The organism is Pseudomonas sp. GW823-FHT06B06 (assembly GCF_058795195.1).
Window position 1 is genome coordinate 17,886 of the sequence record NZ_JBXAHO010000019.1, and the last position, 20,619, is coordinate 38,504.

Below are 20,619 nucleotides of genomic sequence, written 5' to 3' on the forward strand. Positions count from 1 at the left end.
GTTCAGCGCACTTCCCTCAAGAGACCACCGGGCTCGACCAAGAGCGATAACAGCGCGCCGTGCGCCACTTCGACATTGAGCAGTTGCTCGCGGGGCAAGCCCCGGGCGTGGGCCAGCAATAAACGCATGACCCCGCCATGACTGACCAGCAGCACACGCTCTCCGGCGTACGCCCCATGCAAGCGTGCGACCGCCGCGAGTACTCGCGCTGAAAACTCCGCGACCGGTTCACCCTCTGGCGGGGTAAACGAATACGGATCAGCCCAGAACAAACCCAGGGCCTGGGCGTCGGCTTCCATCAGTGCCGCGGCACTCTGTCCTTCCCAGGCACCGAAGTGCAGTTCCTGCAGGTCTTTGTTCAGCTCGATCGGCAGCCCTGACTGCATCGCCAGTTCTTCGGCGAAACGCGCACAGCGCTGCAAAGGCGAACTGACCAGGCGATCCCAAGGCCCCTGCCCCGCCACCGCCTGGCGCATCTGCGCCCAGCCCTTGTCGGTCAGCGCATCGTCGAGGCTGCCGCGCAAGCCGCCACCGAGTTCTGTTTCACCGTGACGCAACAAGTCCAGATGCAAGATCATGCCGGACGGTCCGCCACCGCCGCTTCGGCAAACGTCGCCATCTGCCCGTGCAGCTCGCACGCCAGACGCAGCAATGGCACGGCCAGCGCGGCACCACTGCCCTCGCCCAGGCGCAAGCCGAGGTCCAGCAAGGGTTCGGCCTTCAGGGTTTCCAGCACATGACGATGGCCCGGCTCGGCTCCGCGATGACCGAACAACAGCCATTGGCGGCACGACGGATTCAACCGCACCGCGACCAAGGCCGCGACACTGCAGATGAACCCGTCCACCAGCACTGCAATGCCTTGCTGGGCGCACGCCAGGTAGGAGCCCACCAGTGCCGCGATTTCAAAACCGCCCAGATTGAACAAGGTCTGCAGCGCATCGCCACGTTGAGCGCCGTGCAGCACCAGCGCGCGCTCGATCACTTGCGCTTTACGACTGACACCCGCCGCATCCAGCCCCGTACCCGGCCCGGCCAGGTGCACCACCGGGCAATCGAGCAAGGCACAGGCCAGGGCGCTGGCCGCCGTGGTGTTGCCGATGCCCATTTCGCCACCGATGAACAGTTGCGCACCCATCGCAACGGCGCGCTCAACGCTGTCGCGACCGGCCTGCAACGCGCGTTCGCCTTGCGCCGCGGTCATCGCTGGCCCCTGGGCAAAATTCGCCGTGCCGGGCCCGATGTTCAGGTGTCGCACACCCGCCAGGTTCAACGACGGTGTGATGGTGCCCAGGTCGACCACTTCCAGGGAGGCGCCCAACTGCCGCGCCAACACGCTGATCGCTGCACCGCCGCTGACGAAGTTGAGCAGCATCTGCCCGGTGACTTCCTGGGGATAGGCCGACACTCCCTCGGCCACCACACCATGGTCACCGGCAAAAATCGCGATCCACAACCGCTCCAGACTCGGCTTCACCTGCCCCTGCAGTCCGGCCAGTTGCACCGCCACCGACTCAAGCTGACCGAGTGAGCCGGCCGGCTTGGTCAGTTGCTGTTGACGGGCTTGCGCCTGCTCGACCGCCTGGGCGTCGATCGGTTGGCAGGGGTTCAGCCACCAGGTTGGGCTCATAAAGCAGTTCCTTTCAAAGTCAGGGGCAGGCCGGCAACGGTCAGGACGACACGCTGGCAACGCTCGGCCAGGGCTTGATGCAGCCAACCGGCTTCATCGACATAGCGGCGAGTCAATTCGCCCAGCGGCACGACGCCCATTCCGGTCTCGTTGCTGACAAAAATGATTTCACCCGGCAACGACGCCAGGCATTCGAGCAAGGCTTCGCGCTCGGCCACCAGACGCTCGGTGTCATCGAGCATCAGCAGGTTGGTCATCCACAACGTCAGGCAGTCCACCAGCAGGCAGCGCTCGCTGCTGGCGGTTTCGCGCAGGATGCGGGCCAGTTCCACAGGCTCTTCGATCAACGCCCATTCGGCTGGACGGCGGGCGCGGTGATGGGCGACACGCTCGTTCATTTCACCGTCCAGGGGTTGGCTGGTGGCGATGTAGGTCACTTGAAGGCCGCTGTCGCTGGCGAGTTTTTCCGCCAGGCGACTTTTCCCAGAGCGGGCACCGCCGAGGATCAGTTGGAGCATGGTTTATTCCATAAAATGTGCAGTGTCATGACGGGCCCCTTCGCGGGCAAACCCGCTCCCACAGTTGTTTGGGTTGGTCACAAAACTTAAGTACACCCGGTAACCCTGTGGGAGCGGGCTTGCCCGCGATGGGGCCAGCACGGCCAACTTAAAAACCACAGAGCTCGCGCAACAGCCCGGTATCCAGATGCTTTTCAACCAGATCCGCCAAGCGCTCGATATCCCGCTCGCGTAAGCCGTGGTAATCCACCTCCTGCACATTCTGCACCCCCCCCCATCGCAACAGCGCACTGCACGCCGCCGGGGATTCAAACAGGCCATGCAAATAGGTGCCGAAAATTTGCCCATCGACACTCTGCGCGCCATCGCAACGACCATCGTCCAACTGCACGGCGGCATTTTCCAGGGCAGGTCCGGTGGTAACGCCAGCGTGAATCTCATAGCCGCAGACCTCGGCATTCTCCAGTGCAAGACGCCCGCGCACGTTGCGTAGCTGCTTGTGTTCTTCGAGCTGCGTGGTGAATGCCAGCAGGCCCAGGCCATCACTGGACCCCGGCGCGCCTTCAAGTCCCAGCGGGTCATGCACCTGCTCGCCGAGCATCTGCAGGCCACCGCAAATACCCAGGACTTTGCCGCCATAGCGCAGGTGTCGCGAGATCGCGGCGTCCCAGCCATTGGCGCGCAGATAGGCCAGATCGCTACGCACGCTTTTCGAGCCTGGCAGAATGATCAGGTCGGCCGCTGGAATCGCCTGGCCGGGGCCAATGAATTGCAGGTCCACTTGCGGGTGCAGGCGCAGTGGATCGAAATCGGTGTGGTTGCTGATGCGCGGCAGCACCGGCACCACTACCTTCAACAGCTGCCCGGCCTTGTCGGCCTGGCGCTGGTCGATGCCGTCCTCGGCCTCCAGGTGCAGGTCCATCACGTACGGCAGTACGCCGATCACCGGTTTGCCAGTGCGCGTTTCCAGCCAGTCGAGACCGGGTTGCAGCAGGGCGATGTCACCGCGAAAACGGTTGATGACGAAACCTTTGACCCGCGCCTGCTCGGAGGGCGACAGCAGTTCCAGGGTGCCCACCAGGTGAGCGAAAACCCCGCCCCGATTGATGTCGGCGATCAGCACCACCGGGCAATCCACCGCTTCGGCGAAGCCCATGTTGGCGATGTCGCCAGCGCGCAGGTTGATCTCGGCCGGTGAGCCCGCACCCTCGACCATCACCACTGGATACGCTGAGCTCAAGCGTTCGTGGGACGCCAGCACCGCTTGCATCGCAATGGATTTGTAGTCGTGATAGGCCACGGCATTCATCGTGGTGACTGCACGCCCATGGATGATCACCTGGGCGCCGGTATCGCTGTTGGGCTTGAGCAGCACCGGGTTCATGTCGGTGTGGGGCTCAAGAAAAGCAGCCTGGGCTTGCACGGCTTGCGCGCGACCAATCTCGCCACCGTCGGCAGTCACCGCGCTATTGAGCGCCATGTTCTGCGGCTTGAACGGCACCACGCTGACACCCTGGCGCGTAACCCAGCGGCACAGTGCCGTCACCAGCGTGCTTTTACCGGCGTCGGATGTGGTGCCCTGCACCATTAGCGTGGTCATTGGCTTTCCCTGGTGAAGGCGTCGAACGCGCAGTCGAGGCGTGCCCAGTCGGCTTCATCGCCAGGCAGGCCGAAACGCAGGCTGCTGTTGTGGGTGAACAGGCGCAATAGAATGCCGCGCCGGGCCATGAACTCGTGCAGTACTTCGGCGCGCTCGGTGATTAGCCATTGGAACAAGGCGCACCCGCCTTGGGGTTGGAAGCCGTGCCGGGTCAACAGGGTGGCCAGCCGCGCACTGGCCTCATCAGCGCGCTCGCGCTGCCGAACGTGCCCTTCGGTGTCGCGCAGGCACGCCTGGCCCAGCACTCGGGTCGGCCCGCTGACCGCCCACGGCCCTACTTGCTCGGCGAGCAACTTGAGCAACTTGCGCTCAGCCAGGACAAAACCCAGGCGCACGCCGGCCAGGCCGAAAAACTTGCCAAAGGAGCGCAGCACGATCAAGCCTACCTGATGGGCAAACGGCGCCACACTCAGGTGCGGCGTGTTGTCCATGAAGGCCTCGTCCACCACCAGCCAGCCACCGCGCGGGGCCAGGCGCGAATGCCAGTCGAGCAGCCGGGCGGGCGTCAGGTTCAGCCCGGTTGGATTATTCGGGTTGACCACCACCAGCACGTCGAGGCTATCGACGAAGAAGTCGACCTCCTGCTCCAGCACTTCGCGCACGATGTAGCCATTGCGCCGCCACGCCTCGGCATGTTCGGCATAACAGGGTGACAGTACGCCGACCTTGCCCGCCCGCCGCAAACGCGGCAGCAACTGGATGGCCATCTGCGAACCGGCGACCGGCAACGCTTGCAAGGTGCCGTAGTAGTCGCAGGCCGCCTGCTCCAGACCGTCATTGGTTTCCGGCAATCGCGCCCAGGCCCGTTGCGGGATGTCCGGCACTGGAAACGGCCAGGGGGCCAGGCCGCTGGACAGGTCAAGCCAATCGGCTTCATCGATGCCGTAATCGTGCGCCGCCTTGCGCAGTCGTCCGCCGTGCTCAAGCATAAAATTCAGACCCCACGCACAGAATCAGCAGCCACAACCATACCCCACGCTGCACCAGTTGCCAGCCGCGGTCGATGGCGTCGGCATCCGCCGGCACGCCCTCGCCCAGCGTCGGGCGCTGATGCAGTTCACCGTGATAAATCGCCGGCCCGCCCAGCTCGACGCCCAACGCACCGGCACCCGCCGCCATCACCGGACCGGCATTCGGGCTGTCCCAGGTTGGCCCCTGGGTACGCCAGCATTTCAACGCCAGTCGGGTCTTGCCCAACAGTGCATAGGTCAGCGCCACCAGGCGCGCCGGAATGTAATTGAGCACGTCGTCGATCTTGGCCGCCGCCCAGCCGAAACGCTCGAAGCGTTCGTTGCGATAGCCCCACATCGCGTCCAGGGTGTTGCTCAAACGGTAGAGCACCACGCCGGGCGCACCGGCCACGGCAAACCAGAACAGCGCGGCGAACACCGCGTCGCTGCCGTTTTCCAGCACCGATTCGGTGGCGGCACGGGCCACGGCGGTTTCATCCAGATCACTGGTTTTGCGGCTGACCAGATAACTCACGCGTTGGCGCGCTTCTTCAAGGTCACCGCTGCGCAAGGCCTTGGCCACCGGCGTGACGTGCTCGCCGAGGCTGCACATGCCCAGGGCGCAATAGAGCGCGAGAATCTCGACGATCCAGCCGACGTACGGCGCCCATGAGAGCGCCGTGGCGAACAGGGTCAGCGGCACTACGGCGATCACCCACGCGGTGACCCCATGGCTGCGCCAGCCGCGACCGCCACCATTGAAACGTTGCTCGATGCGCTCGGCGAAACGGCCAAACGCCACCAGCGGATGCCAGCGCTTGGGCTCACCCAGCAGCGCATCCAGCGCTACCGCGGCGACACTCAACAACGCCACACTCATTGACTCACTCCCCAATAATTTTCGTACAGCAGCTCACTCAACGGACGCGCCTGCGCCCAGCCTTCGAGCACCAGCATTGGCGCCGGATAGAAGGCCTTGACCGGTCCCAGGCAGAGAATGGCCAGGGGCTTGGCACCAGGCGGCAGGCCCAGCAGGTCCGCCAAGGCTTGCGGTTCGAACAGCGAGACCCAGCCCATGCCCAGCCCTTCGGCGCGGGACGCCAGCCAGAGGTTCTGGATGGCGCAAGACAACGAGGCCAGGTCCATTTCCGGCAGGGTGCGACGACCGAAGATGTGCCGTTCGCGATCGTCCATCAACGCGGCGACCAGCACTTCGGCGCAATCGTTGATGCCCTCGACCTTGAGGTGCATGAATTCGTCGGTGCGCTCACCCAGGGCCTCGGCGGTGCGGATACGTTCTTGCTCCACCAGCTGTTGGATCTGGCCACGCAAGGCTCGATCGCTGATGCGGATGAACCGCCAGGGCTGCATCAGGCCGACACTTGGGGCCTGATGCGCGGCTTCGAGCAGGCGTCGCAGCAGCTCGGGCTCGACCGTGCCGCCGGCGAAGTGACGCATGTCGCGGCGTTCACCGATGGCGCGGTAGACCGCGTCGCGTTCGGCCTGGCTGAAGGCGTTGTCAGTCATGGCTCTTCGCGAGCAGGCTCGCTCCCACATTTGATATGCGTTCCCCTGTGGGAGCGAGCCTGCTCGCGAAGGCGTCCGTCCAGTCAGGCGCAAACAAAGCGGCAATCGCTGATGGATTGGACGGGAAATAAAAGTGCACGTAAGAGGCCGTCATCCGCCCCTCACGATAAACCGCTTCGGCCCCACGCCCGCCGTTAGGACTCAGGCCACGGGCAATCGGAACAAGCTCGGTCGTGGTCAACGAATGGTGATAGGTATGCCCGCGCAAAGAACCTTCCGGCAGCTCAACCGCTTGCAGAGCCAATGCAGCAAGGCGCTTTTGCATCACCGCGTCGCCCTTCAACAAGCCGACCAGCTCGGCACGAGTGCCCTCGACATCGGTCAGCGAATCGAGCAAATAAAGCATGCCGCCGCATTCGGCCAGCAAGGGTTTGCCTGCCGCGTGGTGGGCGCGGATGGCGCTGAGCATGGCAGTGTTCTGCGCCAATGCCACGTGGTGCAATTCCGGATAGCCACCCGGCAGGTACAGGCTGTCGGCCTCTGGCAAACCTGCATCACGGATCGGCGAGAAAAACCGCAGCTCGGCGCCCATCGCCCGCAGCACATCGAGACTGGCGCCATAGGTAAAGGCAAACGCTTCGTCACGGGCCACGGCGATGCGCACGCCAGCCAGCAAGGGCTCGACTGTCACCACATCGGGCGCGGCGAATTCCACCGCCGGCGGCAGTTCGACTTCGCAACTGCCGGCCAGGGCCTCGGCCGCCGCATCGAGGCGCACATCCAGGTCATTCAACTCGCTGGCCTGCACCAGGCCAAGGTGTCGACTCGGCAATTCGATCCCGGTCTCCCGTGACAAGGCGCCATACCAGCGCAGGCCTTCGGTCAGGCTGCCTTCGAGCAGTTGCGCGTGGCGCAGGGTGCCCACGCGGTTGGCCAGCACGCCGGCAAACGGCAAGTCCGGCTGATAACGCGCCAGGCCCAGGGCCAGTGCGCCGAAGGTCTGGGCCATGGCGGTGCCGTCGATCACAGCGAGCACCGGCACGCCGAAATGCCGCGCCAGGTCAGCGCTGGACGGCGTACCGTCGAACAGCCCCATGACGCCTTCGATCAGGATCAGGTCAGCGTCGCCAGCGGCCTCCCACAACAGGCGGCGACTGTCCAGCTCGCCGACCATCCACATGTCCAGTTGATACACCGGCGCACCGCTGGCGCGTTCGAGGATCATCGGATCGAGAAAGTCCGGGCCGCACTTGAACACGCGAACCTTACGGCCCTGGTTACGATGCAACCGGGCCAGCGCAGCGGTCACGGTGGTCTTGCCCTGGCCGGACGCCGGCGCAGCAATCAGCACCGCCGGGCAACGTCGAGGCTGGTTCACAGCTCCACGCCTTTTTGCGCCTTGATACCGGCCTGGAAGGCGTGCTTGATCATGCCCATTTCAGTGACGGTATCCGCCAGTTCAACCATCTGCGGCTTGGCGCCGCGACCAGTAACCACCACGTGCTGCATAGGCGGACGCGCCTGCAAATCGCTGAGCACCTGATCGAGATCGAGGTAGCCGTGCTTGAGGGCGATGTTCAGTTCGTCCAGCACCACCAGGCCGATGGACGGGTCGCGCAGCAGTTGCTGCGACACCGCCCAGGCCGCTTCGGCAGCCGCGATGTCGCGCTGGCGATCCTGTGTTTCCCAGGTGAAGCCCTCGCCCATCACATGAAAACGCACCTGCTCGGGAAAGCGCCGGAAGAACAGCTCTTCACCGGTGCTGTTACGCCCCTTGATGAACTGCACCACGCCGCACTGCATGCCATGCCCCATGGCACGCGCCAGCATGCCGAACGCCGAACTGCTCTTGCCTTTGCCATTGCCGGTCAGCACCAGCAGCAGGCCACATTCGTTTGGGGAATTGGCGATGCGTTCGTCGATCACGGCCTTTTTGCGCAGCATGCGCGCCAGGTGACGTTCGTCACGATCAGGATTGTCAGACATGGGGGAGCTCTCCGTTGAGGCAGGATTAACGGCGGGCAGGCACAAGAATAGACGGCAAGAAGCCTGGCATCGCCCACCGTGATGCCGCTTGGATGGATCAGGCCGGTCTCCGGGCTCATGAGCGGCGTGACGCCTCGCTGCGCGCCTTCCCGCATCGATGGATCGACGCAGTGGCTTCAAGCGCAGTTTTCACTCATTTACCGTTGCGGGGGCAGCGCCGGGATCGCAGGGCTTCATCGACTGAAGCGCTCACTCACCGGCTTCCCTGTTTCACTCTGTCGACCCAAGCCACAGAGCACCTGAAACAAGCGGCGAAGGTTAGAGGGTTGGGGGTGGAGCGTCAATTGAAGACAGGGTGCCGGAACGAATAACTGCCAACCATTCATAAAATGACGTCAATCTTGTGTCACACTCACTTCAGCGATATCAATTTGCCACAATCTCACAACACAATAATAAGGTGAGCCCTATGCAAGGCATGATCATCAGTAATCCGAAGCTGGAATTCCTGCGTCCGGTGCTGGAGCGCTGGTTCGACTGTATCGATCGTTATAACGCCGTTCGCGGCGACAACGAGACACCCTACTGGCTCGATGAAAAAGCCAACCTCGGCCTGCTTTCTGCCGCGGCTTGGATGGCTGAGATGGTCACACTGCAACAATCGCCCACGCGCAAACAGACCGAAGAAGGCGAACGCAACGGCCGCGCCGACCTGTTTATCGCCACCACCGAAGATCGCGCCTGGCTGCAGGCCACGCAGCGCTGGCCACGCGTTAACAGCCTGAACCTGACCCAGGCCTTGCTGGACATCACCAGTGACGCGAAAAAAATCAGCTACGCCAGCGACCTGAGAATCGGCTGCCTGTTCGTCGCTCCCCACAAGAGCCAGCAAGGCGCCACCCCGGAGGAACTCCAGGACATGGTCGATGACCTGCAAAAGGAGCATTGCTGCGCCGTGGCCTGGTATTTCCCCTATGCCTATCGCAAATTGCGCAATGAAGCCGGTCACTATCACCCAGGCATTGCCGTGTTGCTCAAGGAAGCTCGCGGCTAAAGGTTGAACCATCGGGCTTTGCCGCTTCTCTATGATTTAAGTCACTGCATTCATAGGGAAGGTCAGCAATGCGCACATCCGAGCTGGTTTTCGTCATCGCATTAGCGGGAGGGCTCGTCGCCTGTGGCGAAACCGCCCGCTTGCAAGTCACCGACGGCATCGGGCCGTCCCCCAAGCTACCGGAACCGAACAAGACGCTGTTCCCGACAATGAACATCGCCCCGGCCATTGGCTGGGCGGACGGCGCAAAACCCGTCGCGGCCAGCGGTACTCATGTCGGCGCATTTGCCGAGAACCTCGATCATCCACGCTGGCTTTATGTGCTGCCCAATGGCGACGTGCTGGTTGCCGAAACCAATGCCCCGCCCAAACCCGATGACAACAAAGGCATCAAGGGCTGGATCACCAAGAAAGTCATGGGGCGCGCCGGTGCCGGCGTGCCGAGCCCGAACCGCATCACCCTGCTGCGAGATGGCAACCACGATGGCGTTGCCGAAACCCGCACGGTATTCCTGGAAAACCTCAACTCGCCCTTCGGCATGACCCTGGTCGGCAATGACCTGTACGTGGCCGACACCGACCGGCTGTTGCGCTTCCATTATGAGAACGGCGACACGGCAATCCAGAACAAACCGATCAAGGTCGTCGACTTGCCAGGGGGCACCCTGAACCACCACTGGACCAAAAACGTCATCGCCAGCAAGGACGGCAGCAAGCTGTATGTCACGGTGGGCTCCAACAGCAACGTCGGCGAAAACGGCATGGACCAGGAGCAAGGGCGCGCGGCGATCTGGGAAGTGGATCGCGCCACCGGCAACCACCGGATCTTCGCTTCAGGCCTGCGCAACCCCAACGGCATGGCCTGGGAGCCGCAAAGCGGTGCGCTGTGGACGGCCGTGAATGAGCGGGACGAAATCGGCAGCGACCTGGTGCCGGACTACATCACCTCGGTGAAAGACGGCGCCTTCTATGGCTGGCCATTCAGTTATTACGGCCAGCATGTCGACGAGCGTGTCGACCCGCAAAACCCGGACCTGGTGGCCAAGGCGATCGCCCCGGACTATGCGGTGGGGCCTCACACCGCTTCACTTGGCCTGACGTTTGCCGAAGGCAACAGGTTGCCGGCGCAGTTCAAGGAAGGCGCGTTCATCGGCCAGCATGGCTCCTGGAACCGCAAGCCGCACAGCGGTTACAAAGTGATTTTCGTGCCCTTCAGCGGTGGCAAGCCAAGCGGGCAACCGGTGGATGTGCTCACCGGGTTCCTCAATGATGAGGAAAAAGCCATGGGTCGGCCGGTGGGCGTGGTGATCGATCAGCAAGGCGCCTTGCTGGTGGCCGATGATGTGGGGAATAAGGTGTGGCGGGTGTCGGCCGCTCATTAACCTGCACTTGAAAAACAGGCCGACCGGTCGGCTTTTGCTTTGGCTTTGGCTTTTGCTTGGCTTTAGATCTTGATTTTCTTGCCCCCTCACACCCTGAGTCTGTCCGTCAACCTGTGACGACGTCCATCGGGGCCTCTACCAACGTTGATCCATGCCGCATCGAAGCTTGTTGTGGGAGATTGTTTTCTGAGTACATATCCGTTGCTGCGGTAACGGCTACTTATGGTTTCGCCCTTACGGCGACTCACTTTTTCAAACGCCAAAAAGTAAGCAAAAGGCTTTGCCCCACCACTCGGTGCCTCGCTAGGGCTCGGCATGCCCTCTCTCCGGCATTGCTCCGTGGGTCGCCGCGATGGGCCATCCCTGGCCCAGCGCGGCTAAACCGGCGTCCTGCCGGTTTCCCCACTGCGCAATGCCTGCGTTCGGCCATCGTGGTTAACGGGGCACCCAGATCAAAAACAAAAGCGAGGCGGCCTGAGAGCCGACCTAATCCTTTCCAAACACCCCAATCCCCTTGTAGGAGCCAGGCTTGCCGGCGAAGAACGATAACACGGTACAACAGACACACCGCAGCGCCTGGTTCGCCGGCAAGTCGGACCGCCGCACCGCTGGCTCCTACAGGAGGAACGCGTACGGCTCCCAATTAGGTCGGCTGTAAGGCCGCCTCGCTTTGGCTGTTGCTTTGGCCTTTGATTTTCTTGCCCCCTCGTGAGGCCGAGTGGAGGTTCTGTGCAGTGGGTAAACCGGCATGGATGCCGGTTTAGCCGCGCTGGGCCATGGATGGCCCATCGCGGCGGGCCCACGGAGCAGGACCGGAGCGAGGGCATGCCGAGCATTAGCGAGGCACCGAACGCCAGGGGCAAGAGCCCTTGGTTACTTAGGGCCGGGCGGCGTTCCGTTTTTCCAAGTGACTCGCTGTAAGAGCGAAACCCTAGGTGGCCGTTACCGCAGGAATGGATATGTACGCTGTCAGGCCGCCATCGCGAGCAGGCTCGCTCCTACAGTGGATCGCGTACAGCCGCGAGAGATTGGTCGGCTGTCAGGCTGCCTTCGCGAGCAAGCCCGCTCCCACAGTAGATCGAGTACATCCTCGGGGCGCGGGGGAATTTGCAGCGTCAGCAACACCGCGTATTACATTTCCCGCGCCCAAAACGCGCGTCCTGACGCTCACGGAAAAACGCCTCGTAGGTCATCACCGGCTCGCCCGGATGGCTGATCGCCCTCTGTGCGACATAGTTGTCGTAATCAGGAACGCCCACCATCAAACGCGCGCTCTGGCTAAGGAAACTGGCGGCTTGCTGCAATTTGCGGATCATGGCAGTGCTCTCGATGAGATTTGGACAGCCCGATATAACCCCACTGATGTATCTGCAATGTGTCCGCTTCCCGGCCAATTGTATTTTCATGTATTCAAGCCCCCGCGACCTTTTGGCGCATGACCGGCTGGCCATCGATTGAGCGCCAACGGGCAACAGTTTGTTAACATCCCTGCGCTTTTTTTCGCCTGATCCGTCAGGCACTGTGTTTTCTCTGTTGCACACAGGAAGCTTTTTTCCATGAGTACGTTGTATTCCCGCCGCACAGTCCTGCAAGGCATGAGCCTGTTGAGCCTCGGCCTGCTCGCCGGCTGCGATGACAGCAGCAAGCTGTCGTTCAAATACGGCAAGGACCTGAGCGACAAGATCATGGGCCGCTCCTTCAAGCTCAAGGACACCGAGGGCGAAACCCGGATGCTCGGCAGCTACCAGGGCATGATGCCGATGATCTTCTTCGGCTTCACCCAATGCCCCGCAGTCTGCCCGACTACGCTGGCCCGCGCCGCCCAGGCGAAAAAACTGATGGGCCGCGATGGCGAGCGCCTGCAAGTGATCTTCATCACCCTGGACCCTGAGCGCGATACACCCGAGTTGCTCGACAAATACGTAAAGGCCTTCGACCCGAGTTTCGAGGCGCTGTACGGCACCCTGGAAGAAACCGCCGCCACCGCCAAGGAGTTCGGCGTATTCTTCGAAAAAGTCCCAAGCGGCGACACCTACACCCTGTCCCATACCGCGACCAGCTTCGTGTTCGACTCCCGGGGCAATTTGCGCCTCGGCCTGTCCGCGTCCCTTACCGCTCAAGAGTGCGCAGAAGACCTGCTCACCGTCATGGAGGTTTGCTGATGACTTCGTTTTGCGCACCAAGCTTTAAACAGCTTGTACTGGGAATGGCCCTGATCGGCATGGCGTGGCAGGTGTCCGCGCAAACCAGGGTCAACGATGCCTGGGTCAGGGCGACGGTGGCCGGCCAGCCTTCGAGCGGCGCCTTCATGACCTTGCAGGCCGACAGCGACAGCAAGCTGCTCAGCGTGCAATCGCCCGTGGCGAAGACGGTGCAGGTTCACCAGTCGAGCATGAAGGACGATGTGATGAGCATGCAGCAGGTCGAGTCCGTGGCATTGCCGGCCGGCAAGGCGGTGAGCTTCGATCCCCATGGCTACCACGTCATGCTCATGGACCTGACGGGCCAGATCAAGGAAGGCGATAGCGTGCCCCTGAACCTGACCGTGGAAAACGCCAAGGGCGAGAAAGAAACGATCCAGGTGAACGCGCCGGCAAAGGCACTGAATACGATGGATCATGGCAATATGGATCACAGCAAGATGCATTGAGGGTCTGACGGCCTCCGCCATGGAGGCCGCTCTTTGATGGGAGGTGCGTACTGATGACGACGAACACTGAAACCGCCATCCTCGCTGGCGGCTGCTTCTGGGGCATGCAGGACCTGTTTCGACGCTACCCGGGGGTGATTTCCACGCGTGTCGGTTACTCGGGGGGCGATGTACCCAATGCCACCTATCGCAACCATGGCACCCACGCCGAAGCGATCGAAATCGTCTTCGACCCGGAGCAGATCAGCTATCGCCAGATCCTCGAGTTTTTCTTCCAGATCCATGACCCGAGCACCAGAAACCGCCAGGGCAATGACCTGGGGACGAGCTATCGTTCGGCACTCTTTTACCTGGATGACGAGCAGAAACGCATCGCCGAAGACACCGTGGCCGACGTTGACGCCTCCGGCCTCTGGCCCGGCAAGGTGGTCACGGAAATAGCCCCCGCCGGCCCATTCTGGGAAGCGGAGCCCGAGCATCAGGATTACCTCGAGCATTACCCTAACGGTTACACCTGCCACTTCATACGACCGAACTGGACACTGCCCAGACGTAAATAATGAATCAAGACAGATAACTGCGTTGTACGCAGACCCGTCGATCAATGGCCTGGCGCAACCGTTCACTGTGTTCATCCCACACTTGGGGATCGACTTTGGGTGAACGCATCAGCTCGAGCATGGCCGACAGTGCCGCCGTGTATTCGGCCTGGGCATCGTCGGCCATGATTTTCAAGCGCTCGTACTTGCTCATCTCCAGACGACGCAAGGCCAATACCGTTTCGTCAGTGATGATCGTGCTCAAGGTCAATTGGGCTCGATGGGGCGCAATGAACGGCTGGGTCTCCAGGAGAATCGCCCTGGCCCGCTGACCACCCCACTGCAGCGCCAGCGCAAACGGCTCGCGCAGGCTGCGGTCATGAAATTCTTCGCAAATCGAAGAACCATTGGCGGCGTAGATCCCGATGAATACCTGGGTCATGCCCTGCGGGGTAATGCGGGCCTGGACCTCGATCTGCCTGCCGTCCACCAGTACGTCTTCGTAGCTTTTGACGGGCAGGCGTTTATTGAGCCAAAGCCAGAATTGTGCGCCTCTATGTCGCATCCACTGCCCTCCCCGGACCGATTCCCGAGTAAGGCACAGGAAGGCGCTGTTCGCCATGCCAATGGTCGGCTGATGTGGCAAATAGCTATCAATCCGTCGCCGCCCTTACCTGCCCCCTTTCAGCTGCCTTGGGGGAAGGAACTGAGCGGTGCTCGACAGTAATCGAAGACGCCTTGAAAGATTCCGCCTATCGGCTACAAATACTCCAGCTATTAGCCGTCTGCCCAAGGGCGGTCTAGCCTTATCTAACGCCGGTGCCGTCTGGCCGGTCGAGACCTGATAAGAAGATAACGCGGGAGTCAGAAACCGACTAGGCATACCGTGGGTCATCCCGTTGGCAATTCGCTTGCCAGTGCCGGAGATGCCCATTTGGCCACGATGATCAGTTGATCGACTTGCTGGGCCAACAGCCTGAGTCATTGATTTCACTCACCGCCATCGTGCCCGAAACGGAACGATGGCTGAATGAACACGACCAAAGGTAGCTCACAGATGGGAACTGAAACGAAATGCCCGTTCAATCATGCCGCTGGTGGTGGCACCACGAACCGCGATTGGTGGCCGAACCAGCTGAATCTGAAGATCCTGCACCAGCACTCGTCCCTGTCCTCCCCCGCGGACGAGGGCTTCAACTACGCCGAGGCGTTCAAGGCCCTGGATTTTGCCGCGCTCAAGCGTGACCTGACCGCGTTGATGACTGACTCTCAAGACTGGTGGCCTGCGGACTTCGGACATTACGGACCGCTGTTCGTGCGCATGTCCTGGCACGCCGCGGGCACCTACCGTACAGGCGATGGCCGAGGCGGCGCCGGCTCTGGCCAGCAACGCTTTGCGCCGCTCAACAGTTGGCCCGACAACGTCAGCCTGGACAAGGCCCGCCGCCTGCTGTGGCCGATCAAGCAAAAGTACGGCAACAACATTTCCTGGGCCGACCTGATCGTCCTGACCGGTAACGTCGCACTCGAAACCATGGGCTTCAAGACCTTCGGCTTTTCCGGTGGCCGGCCTGACGTCTGGGAACCGGACGAGGATGTCTACTGGGGCTCGGAAAACAAATGGCTGGGGGGCGACGTACGCTACGACAAGGCGCAAAAAGCCATGCAGGAGCCCGGCGAAGGCCCACTTGTCGCTGAGCCCGGGGAAAATGAGGAGAGCCGTACCGAGCAAGGACGCAATCTGGAGAACCCGCTGGCGGCCGTGCAAATGGGCCTGATCTATGTCAACCCGGAAGGTCCGGAAGGCAACCCGGACCCGGTAGCCGCCGGCAAGGATATCCGCGAGACGTTCGGCCGCATGGCCATGAATGACGAGGAAACCGTGGCGCTGATTGCCGGCGGTCACGCATTCGGCAAGACCCACGGCGCTGGCCCTGCCGACAATGTCGGTGCCGAACCCGAAGCCGCTGGCCTCGAAATGCAAGGGCTGGGCTGGAAGAACAGCTTTGGCACCGGCAAAGGCCCCGACACCATCACCAGTGGCCTGGAAGTGACCTGGACCACCACGCCGACGAAATGGAGCAACAACTTCCTGGAGAACGTATTCGGTTTCGAATGGGAACTGACCAAGAGCCCGGCAGGCGCCCATCAGTGGACGCCGAAGAACGGTGCTGGCGCCGGGATCATTCCTGACGCGCACGATCCAACCAAGCGTCGCAACCCGACCATGCTGACCACGGACCTGGCGCTGCGCTTCGACCCGATCTATGAGCCGATTGCACGGCGCTTTCTGCAGAACCCCGATCAACTGGCCGACGCGTTCGCCCGTGCCTGGTACAAGCTGCTGCACCGCGACATGGGCCCGCTCTCGCGCTACCTTGGCCCGGAAATGCCCAATGAAGAACTGCTGTGGCAGGACCCGATACCTGCAGTCGATCATCCGTTGGTAAACGACAGCGACGTCGCGGCCCTGAAAAGCGAACTGCTGGCCTCGGGTCTGTCGGTCTCGCAACTGGTCTCGACGGCCTGGGCCGCGGCGTCCAGCTTCCGCGGTTCGGACAAGCGCGGCGGTGCCAATGGCGGGCGCTTGCGCCTGGCTCCACAAAAGTTCTGGCAGGCCAACCAGCCCGAGCAACTGGCGGGGATACTTTCAAAACTGGAGAGTATCCAGCAGGAATTCAACGCCGGTGGCAAGAAGATCTCCCTGGCCGACCTGATCGTGCTCGCCGGTTGTGCAGGCGTTGAACAGGCTGCTAAAAATGCCGGACACACGATCACGGTGCCTTTCTCGCCGGGGCGCACAGACGCTTCCCAGGAGCAGACCGATGTCGAATCCTTCGGTTTTCTCGAACCGATTGCCGATGGCTTCCGCAATTACCTCAAGGGGCGATACCGCGTATCGGCAGAGTCGCTGTTGATCGACAAGGCACAGTTGCTGACCCTCACAGCGCCGGAAATGACCGTGTTGATTGGCGGCATGCGCGTGCTCAACACCAACGTCGGGCAGACTTCACACGGCGTCTTCACCACGCGGCCCGAAGCACTGACCACCGATTTCTTCACCAACCTGCTGGACATGGGCGTGGAGTGGAAACCGGTGTCGGACGCCCAGGAAGAGTTTGAAGCGAGCGATCGCAAGACCGGCCAGAAAAAGTGGACGGGGACGCGAGTCGACCTGGTCTTCGGCTCCAACTCGCAATTGCGCGCGCTGTCGGAGTTCTATGCCAGTAACGGCGAGGAGAAGTTCGTGAAGGACTTTGTGGCGGCCTGGACCAAGGTGATGAACCTTGACCGCTTCGACCTGAGGTGAGCGGACTCGCCGGGTGAGTTGACGAGCGCGCAGCCTCGGCTGCGCGCTCGCCGATCACTCAGTGGGGCGCGCGATGGATGGTCTTGAGCAGGTCTTCGGGGCTGATGTGCCCGACGACCTGTTGCACGCTGCCCGGTTGCGGCAGATCGAGGATATGCCCCTTCATCTTGCCGATCACGTGCATCTCGCACGGCTTGCAGTCGAATTTCAACGTCAGCACTTCGTCGCCGTGGATCAACTGCATCGGGGCGACCTTGGTGCGCACGCCCGTCACGCCCTTGGCCTGCTTGGGGCACAGGTTGAAGGAGAACCGCAGGCAGTGCTTGGTGATCATCACCGGGACTTCGCCGGTTTCTTCATGGGCCTCGTAGGCCGCATCGATCAGCTTGACCCCGTGACGGTGATAGAAGTCGCGGGCCTTCTGGTTGTAGACGTTGGCCAGGAACGACAGGTGCGACTCCGGATACACCGGCGGCGGGCTGGTCTCGGCCTTGCGGCCACCCCGTGGATGGGCCTGGATGCGTGCATCGGTCAACACCTCGATCACTTCGCGACGCAAGGCCTTGAGCTGCGAGTTGGGAATGAAGTACGCCTGCGGTGCATCCAGCTTGATGTCGGTGGCGTGGTATTCGGTGGTGCCCAATTGACCCAGCAGGTCATGCAGTTGCTCAAGGGCCTGCTGCGGCTTGTTGGCCACACCGAATGGCCCGTCCAGGGCAACGCTGGCGCTGACGCCCTCTTCGCTGGTGGCGGTCAGTTCCAGGCGCTCCTCGCGCAAGCGGGCGACCCAGGACAGACCGATCCGGCGCTCGGCCGAGGTTTTTTGCAGCGCTTGGGCCCAGTTGTGATCCAGGTTGCGGCTAAGCGGGTGATTCGGGCGCAACTGGTGCAAGCCCTTGGGCATCTCGTTGGGCTCGACGCGGTAGCGATAGCGCTTCTCGCCGTCTTCTTCGAACTCGCCTTTAGCTTCTGCGATGTTGGTCCGCCAACCCACCACTTCACGCTTGACCAGTACGTTGAGGCCGTCACCGTTGGACAGCGGCTCGTGGGTGACCACCAGCAGATCGCGCTTGCCGACTTTTTCCACCACGCCCACGGGCAGGCCGGTGAAGGTCGGCGAGTCGAACGCGCCGATGTCGATCTTGCGTTCGCTGACGAAGTAGTCGGTACTGCCTCGGTGGAAGGTCTTGTCCGGATCGGGCAGGAAGAAATGCGCGGTGCGGCCGCTGGAGGCGCGAGCCAGGTCCGGACGGTCTTCGAGCACGGCGTCCAGGCGCTGGCGGTAGTAGGCGGTGATGTTTTTCACGTAGCCCATGTCCTTGTAGCGCCCTTCGATCTTGAACGAGCGCACGCCAGCTTCCACCAGCGCACGAATGTTGGCGCTCTGGTTGTTGTCCTTCATGGACAGCAGGTGTTTCTCGTAGGCGATCACCCCACCCTTTTCATCTTTGAGGGTGTACGGCAGGCGGCAGGCCTGGGAGCAGTCACCGCGGTTGGCGCTGCGGCCGGTCTGCGCGTGGGAAATATTGCACTGGCCGGAAAACGCCACGCACAACGCACCGTGGATAAAGAACTCGATCGCCGCCTCTGTTTCATCGGCAATGGCGCGGATCTCTTGCAGGTTCAGCTCGCGGGCCAGTACCAGTTGCGAAAAGCCGGCCTGGTCGAGGAACTTCGCCCGCTCCAGGGTACGGATATCGGTCTGGGTGCTGGCGTGCAGCTCGATCGGCGGGATGTCCAGCTCCATCACACCCAGGTCCTGGACGATCAGCGCGTCGACACCGGCGTCGTACAGTTGATGGATCAACTGGCGGGCCGGCTCCAGCTCGTTGTCGTGCAGGATCGTATTGATCGTGGTGAACACCCGGGCGTGGTAGCGATGGGCGAACTCCACCAGCGCGGCGATATCGCTCACCTCGTTGCAGGCGTTGTGGCGCGCGCCGAAACTTGGGCCACCGAGGTAAACGGCGTCGGCGCCATGCAGGATCGCCTCACGGGCGATGGCCACGTCACGGGCGGGGCTGAGCAATTCCAGGTGATGTTTGGGCAGGGACATATATTTTTTAGTCAGGCTGTCACGGTCGAGGCGCGCATTGTAGCGGTGAAATGAGCGCGGGGCACCCGTGTACTGCCAGGTGGCGGGTTCGGGAGCGAACCTTCAACATCGCATGTACCGCATAAACCCTGTAGGAGCCCGGCTTGCCGGCGAAGGCGGCCTTATAGGCGAATCTATTTTTACGGTGTACATATCCATTCCTGCGGTAACGGCCACCTATGGTTTCGCTCTTACAGCGAGTCACTTGGAAAAACGGAACGCCGCCTGGCCCCAAGTAACCAAGGGCTCTTGCCCCTGGCGTTTGGTGCCTCGCTAGTGCTCGGCATGCCCTCGCTCCGGTCCTGCTCCGTGGGTCGCCGCGATGGGGCAAGAAAATCAAAAGCCAGATCAAGATCAAACGCGAAAGCGAGGCGGCCTGACAGCCGACCTGATCGGGAGCCGTGCGCATTGATCGTTCCCACGCTCTGCGTGGGAACGCCGCCAGGGACGCTCCGCGTTCCGCAGACGACACACGACGTGAGCAATGCGCAACGGTGACGCGGAGCGTCACAGGATGCATTCCCACGCAGAGCGTGGGAACGATCATTGGGGGTAACCGGAAAAGTCAGGTCGGCTTTAAGGCCGCCTCGCTTTGCTGTTGATCGCGGGCGCCCCGTTAACCACGCTGGCCGAACGCAGGCATTGCGCAGTGGGTAAACCGGCAGGACGCCGGTTTAGCCGCGCTGGGCCAGGGATGGCCCATCGCGGCGACCCACGGAGCAATGCCGGAGTGAGGGCATGCCGAGCCTTAGCGAGGCACCGAGTGGTGGGGCAAGACCTTTTGGTTCCTTTTGGGGCGTTTGCCAAAAGGGACTCGCCGTAAGGGCGAAACCATAAGTGGCCGTTACCGCAGCAATGGATATGTACCCAATTAAACCGCGTCATCGTTCTTCGCCGGCAAGCCTGGCTCCTACAGAGCGCGCGTGGGATCAGATCAGGCCTTCGCAGCCATCGCCGTAACTTCCACCCGCATGCCCTCAACCGCCAACGACGCCACGCCCACAGCCGCGCGCACGGGCCACGGCTTGGCGAAGAAGCGCTTGTAGACCTCGTTGAAGGCGGCGCGGTCGGCCATGTCGGTGAGGTAGATAGTCAAGTGCAATACGCGGTCCATGGAACTGCCGGCGCGCTCCAGGGCCACTTTCAGCGCCTGCAGGGTGCACTCGCTTTGCAGGGTGATATCGCCCAGTTCAAGGCTGCCATCGGCACGGGTCGGAATCTGGGTGGAGACCAGCATGCCGGCGAAACCGGCGACGTCGGAGGAGATGGAGTCCGCATCGGGATCGGGAACGAAGGTCAGGTCTTGGTTAGCCATGGG

At 62.1% G+C, this 20,619-nt stretch carries 19 protein-coding genes and 1 riboswitch; of the genes, 6 read left to right on the plus strand and 13 right to left on the minus strand.

Annotation, left to right across the window (positions count from 1 at the left end; all coding sequences use genetic code 11):
- Window positions 1-2: 2 nt before the first annotated feature.
- The 9 genes from cobC to cobO all read right to left on the minus strand — a co-directional run bounded on the left by cobC (window position 3) and on the right by cobO (window position 8,271).
- The gene (gene cobC, locus AC1Q8Q_RS18370; RefSeq protein WP_492615328.1) at window positions 3-578 is read right to left on the minus strand and encodes an alpha-ribazole phosphatase family protein; all 576 of its coding nucleotides are present in this window, start codon (window positions 576-578) and stop codon (window positions 3-5) included.
- Complete coding sequence (gene cobT, locus AC1Q8Q_RS18375; RefSeq protein WP_168757477.1) at window positions 575-1,630, minus strand: nicotinate-nucleotide--dimethylbenzimidazole phosphoribosyltransferase; 1,056 nt, start codon at window positions 1,628-1,630, stop codon at window positions 575-577. The genes cobC and cobT overlap by 4 nt, the downstream gene beginning before the upstream one ends.
- The gene (cobU, locus tag AC1Q8Q_RS18380) at window positions 1,627-2,148 is read right to left on the minus strand and encodes a bifunctional adenosylcobinamide kinase/adenosylcobinamide-phosphate guanylyltransferase (protein ID WP_168757476.1); all 522 of its coding nucleotides are present in this window, start codon (window positions 2,146-2,148) and stop codon (window positions 1,627-1,629) included. The genes cobT and cobU overlap by 4 nt, the downstream gene beginning before the upstream one ends.
- A gap of 148 nt (window positions 2,149-2,296) precedes the next feature.
- Window positions 2,297-3,748: a cobyric acid synthase gene (locus AC1Q8Q_RS18385; RefSeq protein WP_492615329.1), complete on the minus strand. Its 1,452-nt coding sequence runs from the start codon at window positions 3,746-3,748 to the stop codon at window positions 2,297-2,299.
- The gene (cobD, locus tag AC1Q8Q_RS18390) at window positions 3,745-4,737 is read right to left on the minus strand and encodes a threonine-phosphate decarboxylase CobD (protein WP_020800351.1); all 993 of its coding nucleotides are present in this window, start codon (window positions 4,735-4,737) and stop codon (window positions 3,745-3,747) included. Before cobD ends, AC1Q8Q_RS18385 begins: the two co-directional genes overlap by 4 nt.
- Window positions 4,730-5,638 carry an adenosylcobinamide-phosphate synthase CbiB gene (cbiB, locus tag AC1Q8Q_RS18395; protein ID WP_492615330.1) on the minus strand — a complete coding sequence of 303 codons (909 nt, stop codon included), beginning with the start codon at window positions 5,636-5,638 and terminating at the stop codon, window positions 4,730-4,732. Before cbiB ends, cobD begins: the two co-directional genes overlap by 8 nt.
- Window positions 5,635-6,285, minus strand: a complete 651-nt coding sequence (gene bluB / locus AC1Q8Q_RS18400) for a 5,6-dimethylbenzimidazole synthase (RefSeq protein WP_033043976.1) — start codon at window positions 6,283-6,285, stop codon at window positions 5,635-5,637. Before bluB ends, cbiB begins: the two co-directional genes overlap by 4 nt.
- Entirely contained in the window at window positions 6,278-7,663 is a 1,386-nt protein-coding gene (locus AC1Q8Q_RS18405) for a cobyrinic acid a,c-diamide synthase CobB (RefSeq protein ID WP_168757474.1), read from the minus strand. Before AC1Q8Q_RS18405 ends, bluB begins: the two co-directional genes overlap by 8 nt.
- Entirely contained in the window at window positions 7,660-8,271 is a 612-nt protein-coding gene (cobO, locus tag AC1Q8Q_RS18410; protein WP_168757473.1) for a cob(I)yrinic acid a,c-diamide adenosyltransferase, read from the minus strand. Before cobO ends, AC1Q8Q_RS18405 begins: the two co-directional genes overlap by 4 nt.
- Before the next feature lie 83 nt (window positions 8,272-8,354).
- A riboswitch (cobalamin riboswitch) is annotated at window positions 8,355-8,589 on the minus strand.
- Window positions 8,590-8,740: 151 nt separating this feature from the next.
- Between cobO and AC1Q8Q_RS18415 the strand changes: the two genes are divergently transcribed.
- Window positions 8,741-9,325: a hypothetical protein gene (locus AC1Q8Q_RS18415; protein WP_020800356.1), complete on the plus strand. Its 585-nt coding sequence runs from the start codon at window positions 8,741-8,743 to the stop codon at window positions 9,323-9,325.
- 68 nt (window positions 9,326-9,393) lie between these two features.
- On the plus strand, window positions 9,394-10,707 hold the full coding sequence (locus tag AC1Q8Q_RS18420) for a PQQ-dependent sugar dehydrogenase (RefSeq protein WP_083348464.1): 1,314 nt from the start codon (window positions 9,394-9,396) through the stop codon (window positions 10,705-10,707).
- A gap of 1,115 nt (window positions 10,708-11,822) precedes the next feature.
- Here the strand turns inward: AC1Q8Q_RS18420 and AC1Q8Q_RS18425 are convergent.
- Window positions 11,823-12,023 carry a YbdD/YjiX family protein gene (locus tag AC1Q8Q_RS18425; RefSeq protein WP_033044098.1) on the minus strand — a complete coding sequence of 67 codons (201 nt, stop codon included), beginning with the start codon at window positions 12,021-12,023 and terminating at the stop codon, window positions 11,823-11,825.
- Window positions 12,024-12,263: 240 nt separating this feature from the next.
- Here AC1Q8Q_RS18425 and AC1Q8Q_RS18430 point away from each other — a divergent pair, with 240 nt between their 5' ends.
- Genes AC1Q8Q_RS18430 through msrA form a run of 3 tightly spaced genes read left to right on the plus strand, consistent with a single transcriptional unit; the run spans window position 12,264 to window position 13,917 of the window.
- Window positions 12,264-12,869 (plus strand): SCO family protein, encoded by a 606-nt coding sequence (locus tag AC1Q8Q_RS18430; protein WP_020800942.1) that lies wholly within the window; start codon window positions 12,264-12,266, stop codon window positions 12,867-12,869.
- A complete protein-coding gene (locus AC1Q8Q_RS18435) occupies window positions 12,869-13,357 on the plus strand; it encodes a copper chaperone PCu(A)C (RefSeq protein WP_168758335.1) in 489 nt (162 codons plus the stop codon). The genes AC1Q8Q_RS18430 and AC1Q8Q_RS18435 overlap by 1 nt, the downstream gene beginning before the upstream one ends.
- Before the next feature lie 53 nt (window positions 13,358-13,410).
- Complete coding sequence (gene msrA / locus AC1Q8Q_RS18440; protein WP_033044096.1) at window positions 13,411-13,917, plus strand: peptide-methionine (S)-S-oxide reductase MsrA; 507 nt, start codon at window positions 13,411-13,413, stop codon at window positions 13,915-13,917.
- 4 nt (window positions 13,918-13,921) lie between these two features.
- Here msrA and AC1Q8Q_RS18445 read toward each other — a convergent pair whose 3' ends face one another.
- Entirely contained in the window at window positions 13,922-14,461 is a 540-nt protein-coding gene (locus AC1Q8Q_RS18445) for a hypothetical protein (RefSeq protein ID WP_168758336.1), read from the minus strand.
- 492 nt (window positions 14,462-14,953) lie between these two features.
- On the opposite strand from AC1Q8Q_RS18445, the gene katG reads away from it, so the two are divergent.
- Window positions 14,954-17,206 carry a catalase/peroxidase HPI gene (gene katG / locus AC1Q8Q_RS18450; protein WP_020800947.1) on the plus strand — a complete coding sequence of 751 codons (2,253 nt, stop codon included), beginning with the start codon at window positions 14,954-14,956 and terminating at the stop codon, window positions 17,204-17,206.
- A gap of 58 nt (window positions 17,207-17,264) precedes the next feature.
- Here the strand turns inward: katG and AC1Q8Q_RS18455 are convergent, their stop codons facing one another.
- On the minus strand, window positions 17,265-19,262 hold the full coding sequence (locus AC1Q8Q_RS18455) for a peptidase U32 family protein (RefSeq protein ID WP_083349303.1): 1,998 nt from the start codon (window positions 19,260-19,262) through the stop codon (window positions 17,265-17,267).
- Between the two features lie 973 nt (window positions 19,263-20,235).
- On the minus strand, window positions 20,236-20,616 hold the full coding sequence (locus AC1Q8Q_RS18460) for a RidA family protein (protein WP_033044524.1): 381 nt from the start codon (window positions 20,614-20,616) through the stop codon (window positions 20,236-20,238).
- Window positions 20,617-20,619: the final 3 nt, after the last annotated feature.

Coding starts and splice junctions, on each gene's coding strand:
- cobC (WP_492615328.1), bottom strand. CDS start 578: ATGATCTTGCATCTGGACTTGTTGCGTCACGGTGAAACAGAACTCGGT.
- cobT (WP_168757477.1), bottom strand. CDS start 1,630: ATGAGCCCAACCTGGTGGCTGAACCCCTGCCAACCGATCGACGCCCAG.
- cobU (WP_168757476.1), bottom strand. CDS start 2,148: ATGCTCCAACTGATCCTCGGCGGTGCCCGCTCTGGGAAAAGTCGCCTG.
- AC1Q8Q_RS18385 (WP_492615329.1), bottom strand. CDS start 3,748: ATGACCACGCTAATGGTGCAGGGCACCACATCCGACGCCGGTAAAAGC.
- cobD (WP_020800351.1), bottom strand. CDS start 4,737: ATGCTTGAGCACGGCGGACGACTGCGCAAGGCGGCGCACGATTACGGC.
- cbiB (WP_492615330.1), bottom strand. CDS start 5,638: ATGAGTGTGGCGTTGTTGAGTGTCGCCGCGGTAGCGCTGGATGCGCTG.
- bluB (WP_033043976.1), bottom strand. CDS start 6,285: ATGACTGACAACGCCTTCAGCCAGGCCGAACGCGACGCGGTCTACCGC.
- cobO (WP_168757473.1), bottom strand. CDS start 8,271: ATGTCTGACAATCCTGATCGTGACGAACGTCACCTGGCGCGCATGCTG.
- AC1Q8Q_RS18415 (WP_020800356.1), top strand. CDS start 8,741: ATGCAAGGCATGATCATCAGTAATCCGAAGCTGGAATTCCTGCGTCCG.
- AC1Q8Q_RS18420 (WP_083348464.1), top strand. CDS start 9,394: ATGCGCACATCCGAGCTGGTTTTCGTCATCGCATTAGCGGGAGGGCTC.
- AC1Q8Q_RS18425 (WP_033044098.1), bottom strand. CDS start 12,023: ATGATCCGCAAATTGCAGCAAGCCGCCAGTTTCCTTAGCCAGAGCGCG.
- AC1Q8Q_RS18430 (WP_020800942.1), top strand. CDS start 12,264: ATGAGTACGTTGTATTCCCGCCGCACAGTCCTGCAAGGCATGAGCCTG.
- AC1Q8Q_RS18435 (WP_168758335.1), top strand. CDS start 12,869: ATGACTTCGTTTTGCGCACCAAGCTTTAAACAGCTTGTACTGGGAATG.
- msrA (WP_033044096.1), top strand. CDS start 13,411: ATGACGACGAACACTGAAACCGCCATCCTCGCTGGCGGCTGCTTCTGG.
- AC1Q8Q_RS18445 (WP_168758336.1), bottom strand. CDS start 14,461: ATGCGACATAGAGGCGCACAATTCTGGCTTTGGCTCAATAAACGCCTG.
- katG (WP_020800947.1), top strand. CDS start 14,954: ATGGGAACTGAAACGAAATGCCCGTTCAATCATGCCGCTGGTGGTGGC.
- AC1Q8Q_RS18455 (WP_083349303.1), bottom strand. CDS start 19,262: ATGTCCCTGCCCAAACATCACCTGGAATTGCTCAGCCCCGCCCGTGAC.
- AC1Q8Q_RS18460 (WP_033044524.1), bottom strand. CDS start 20,616: ATGGCTAACCAAGACCTGACCTTCGTTCCCGATCCCGATGCGGACTCC.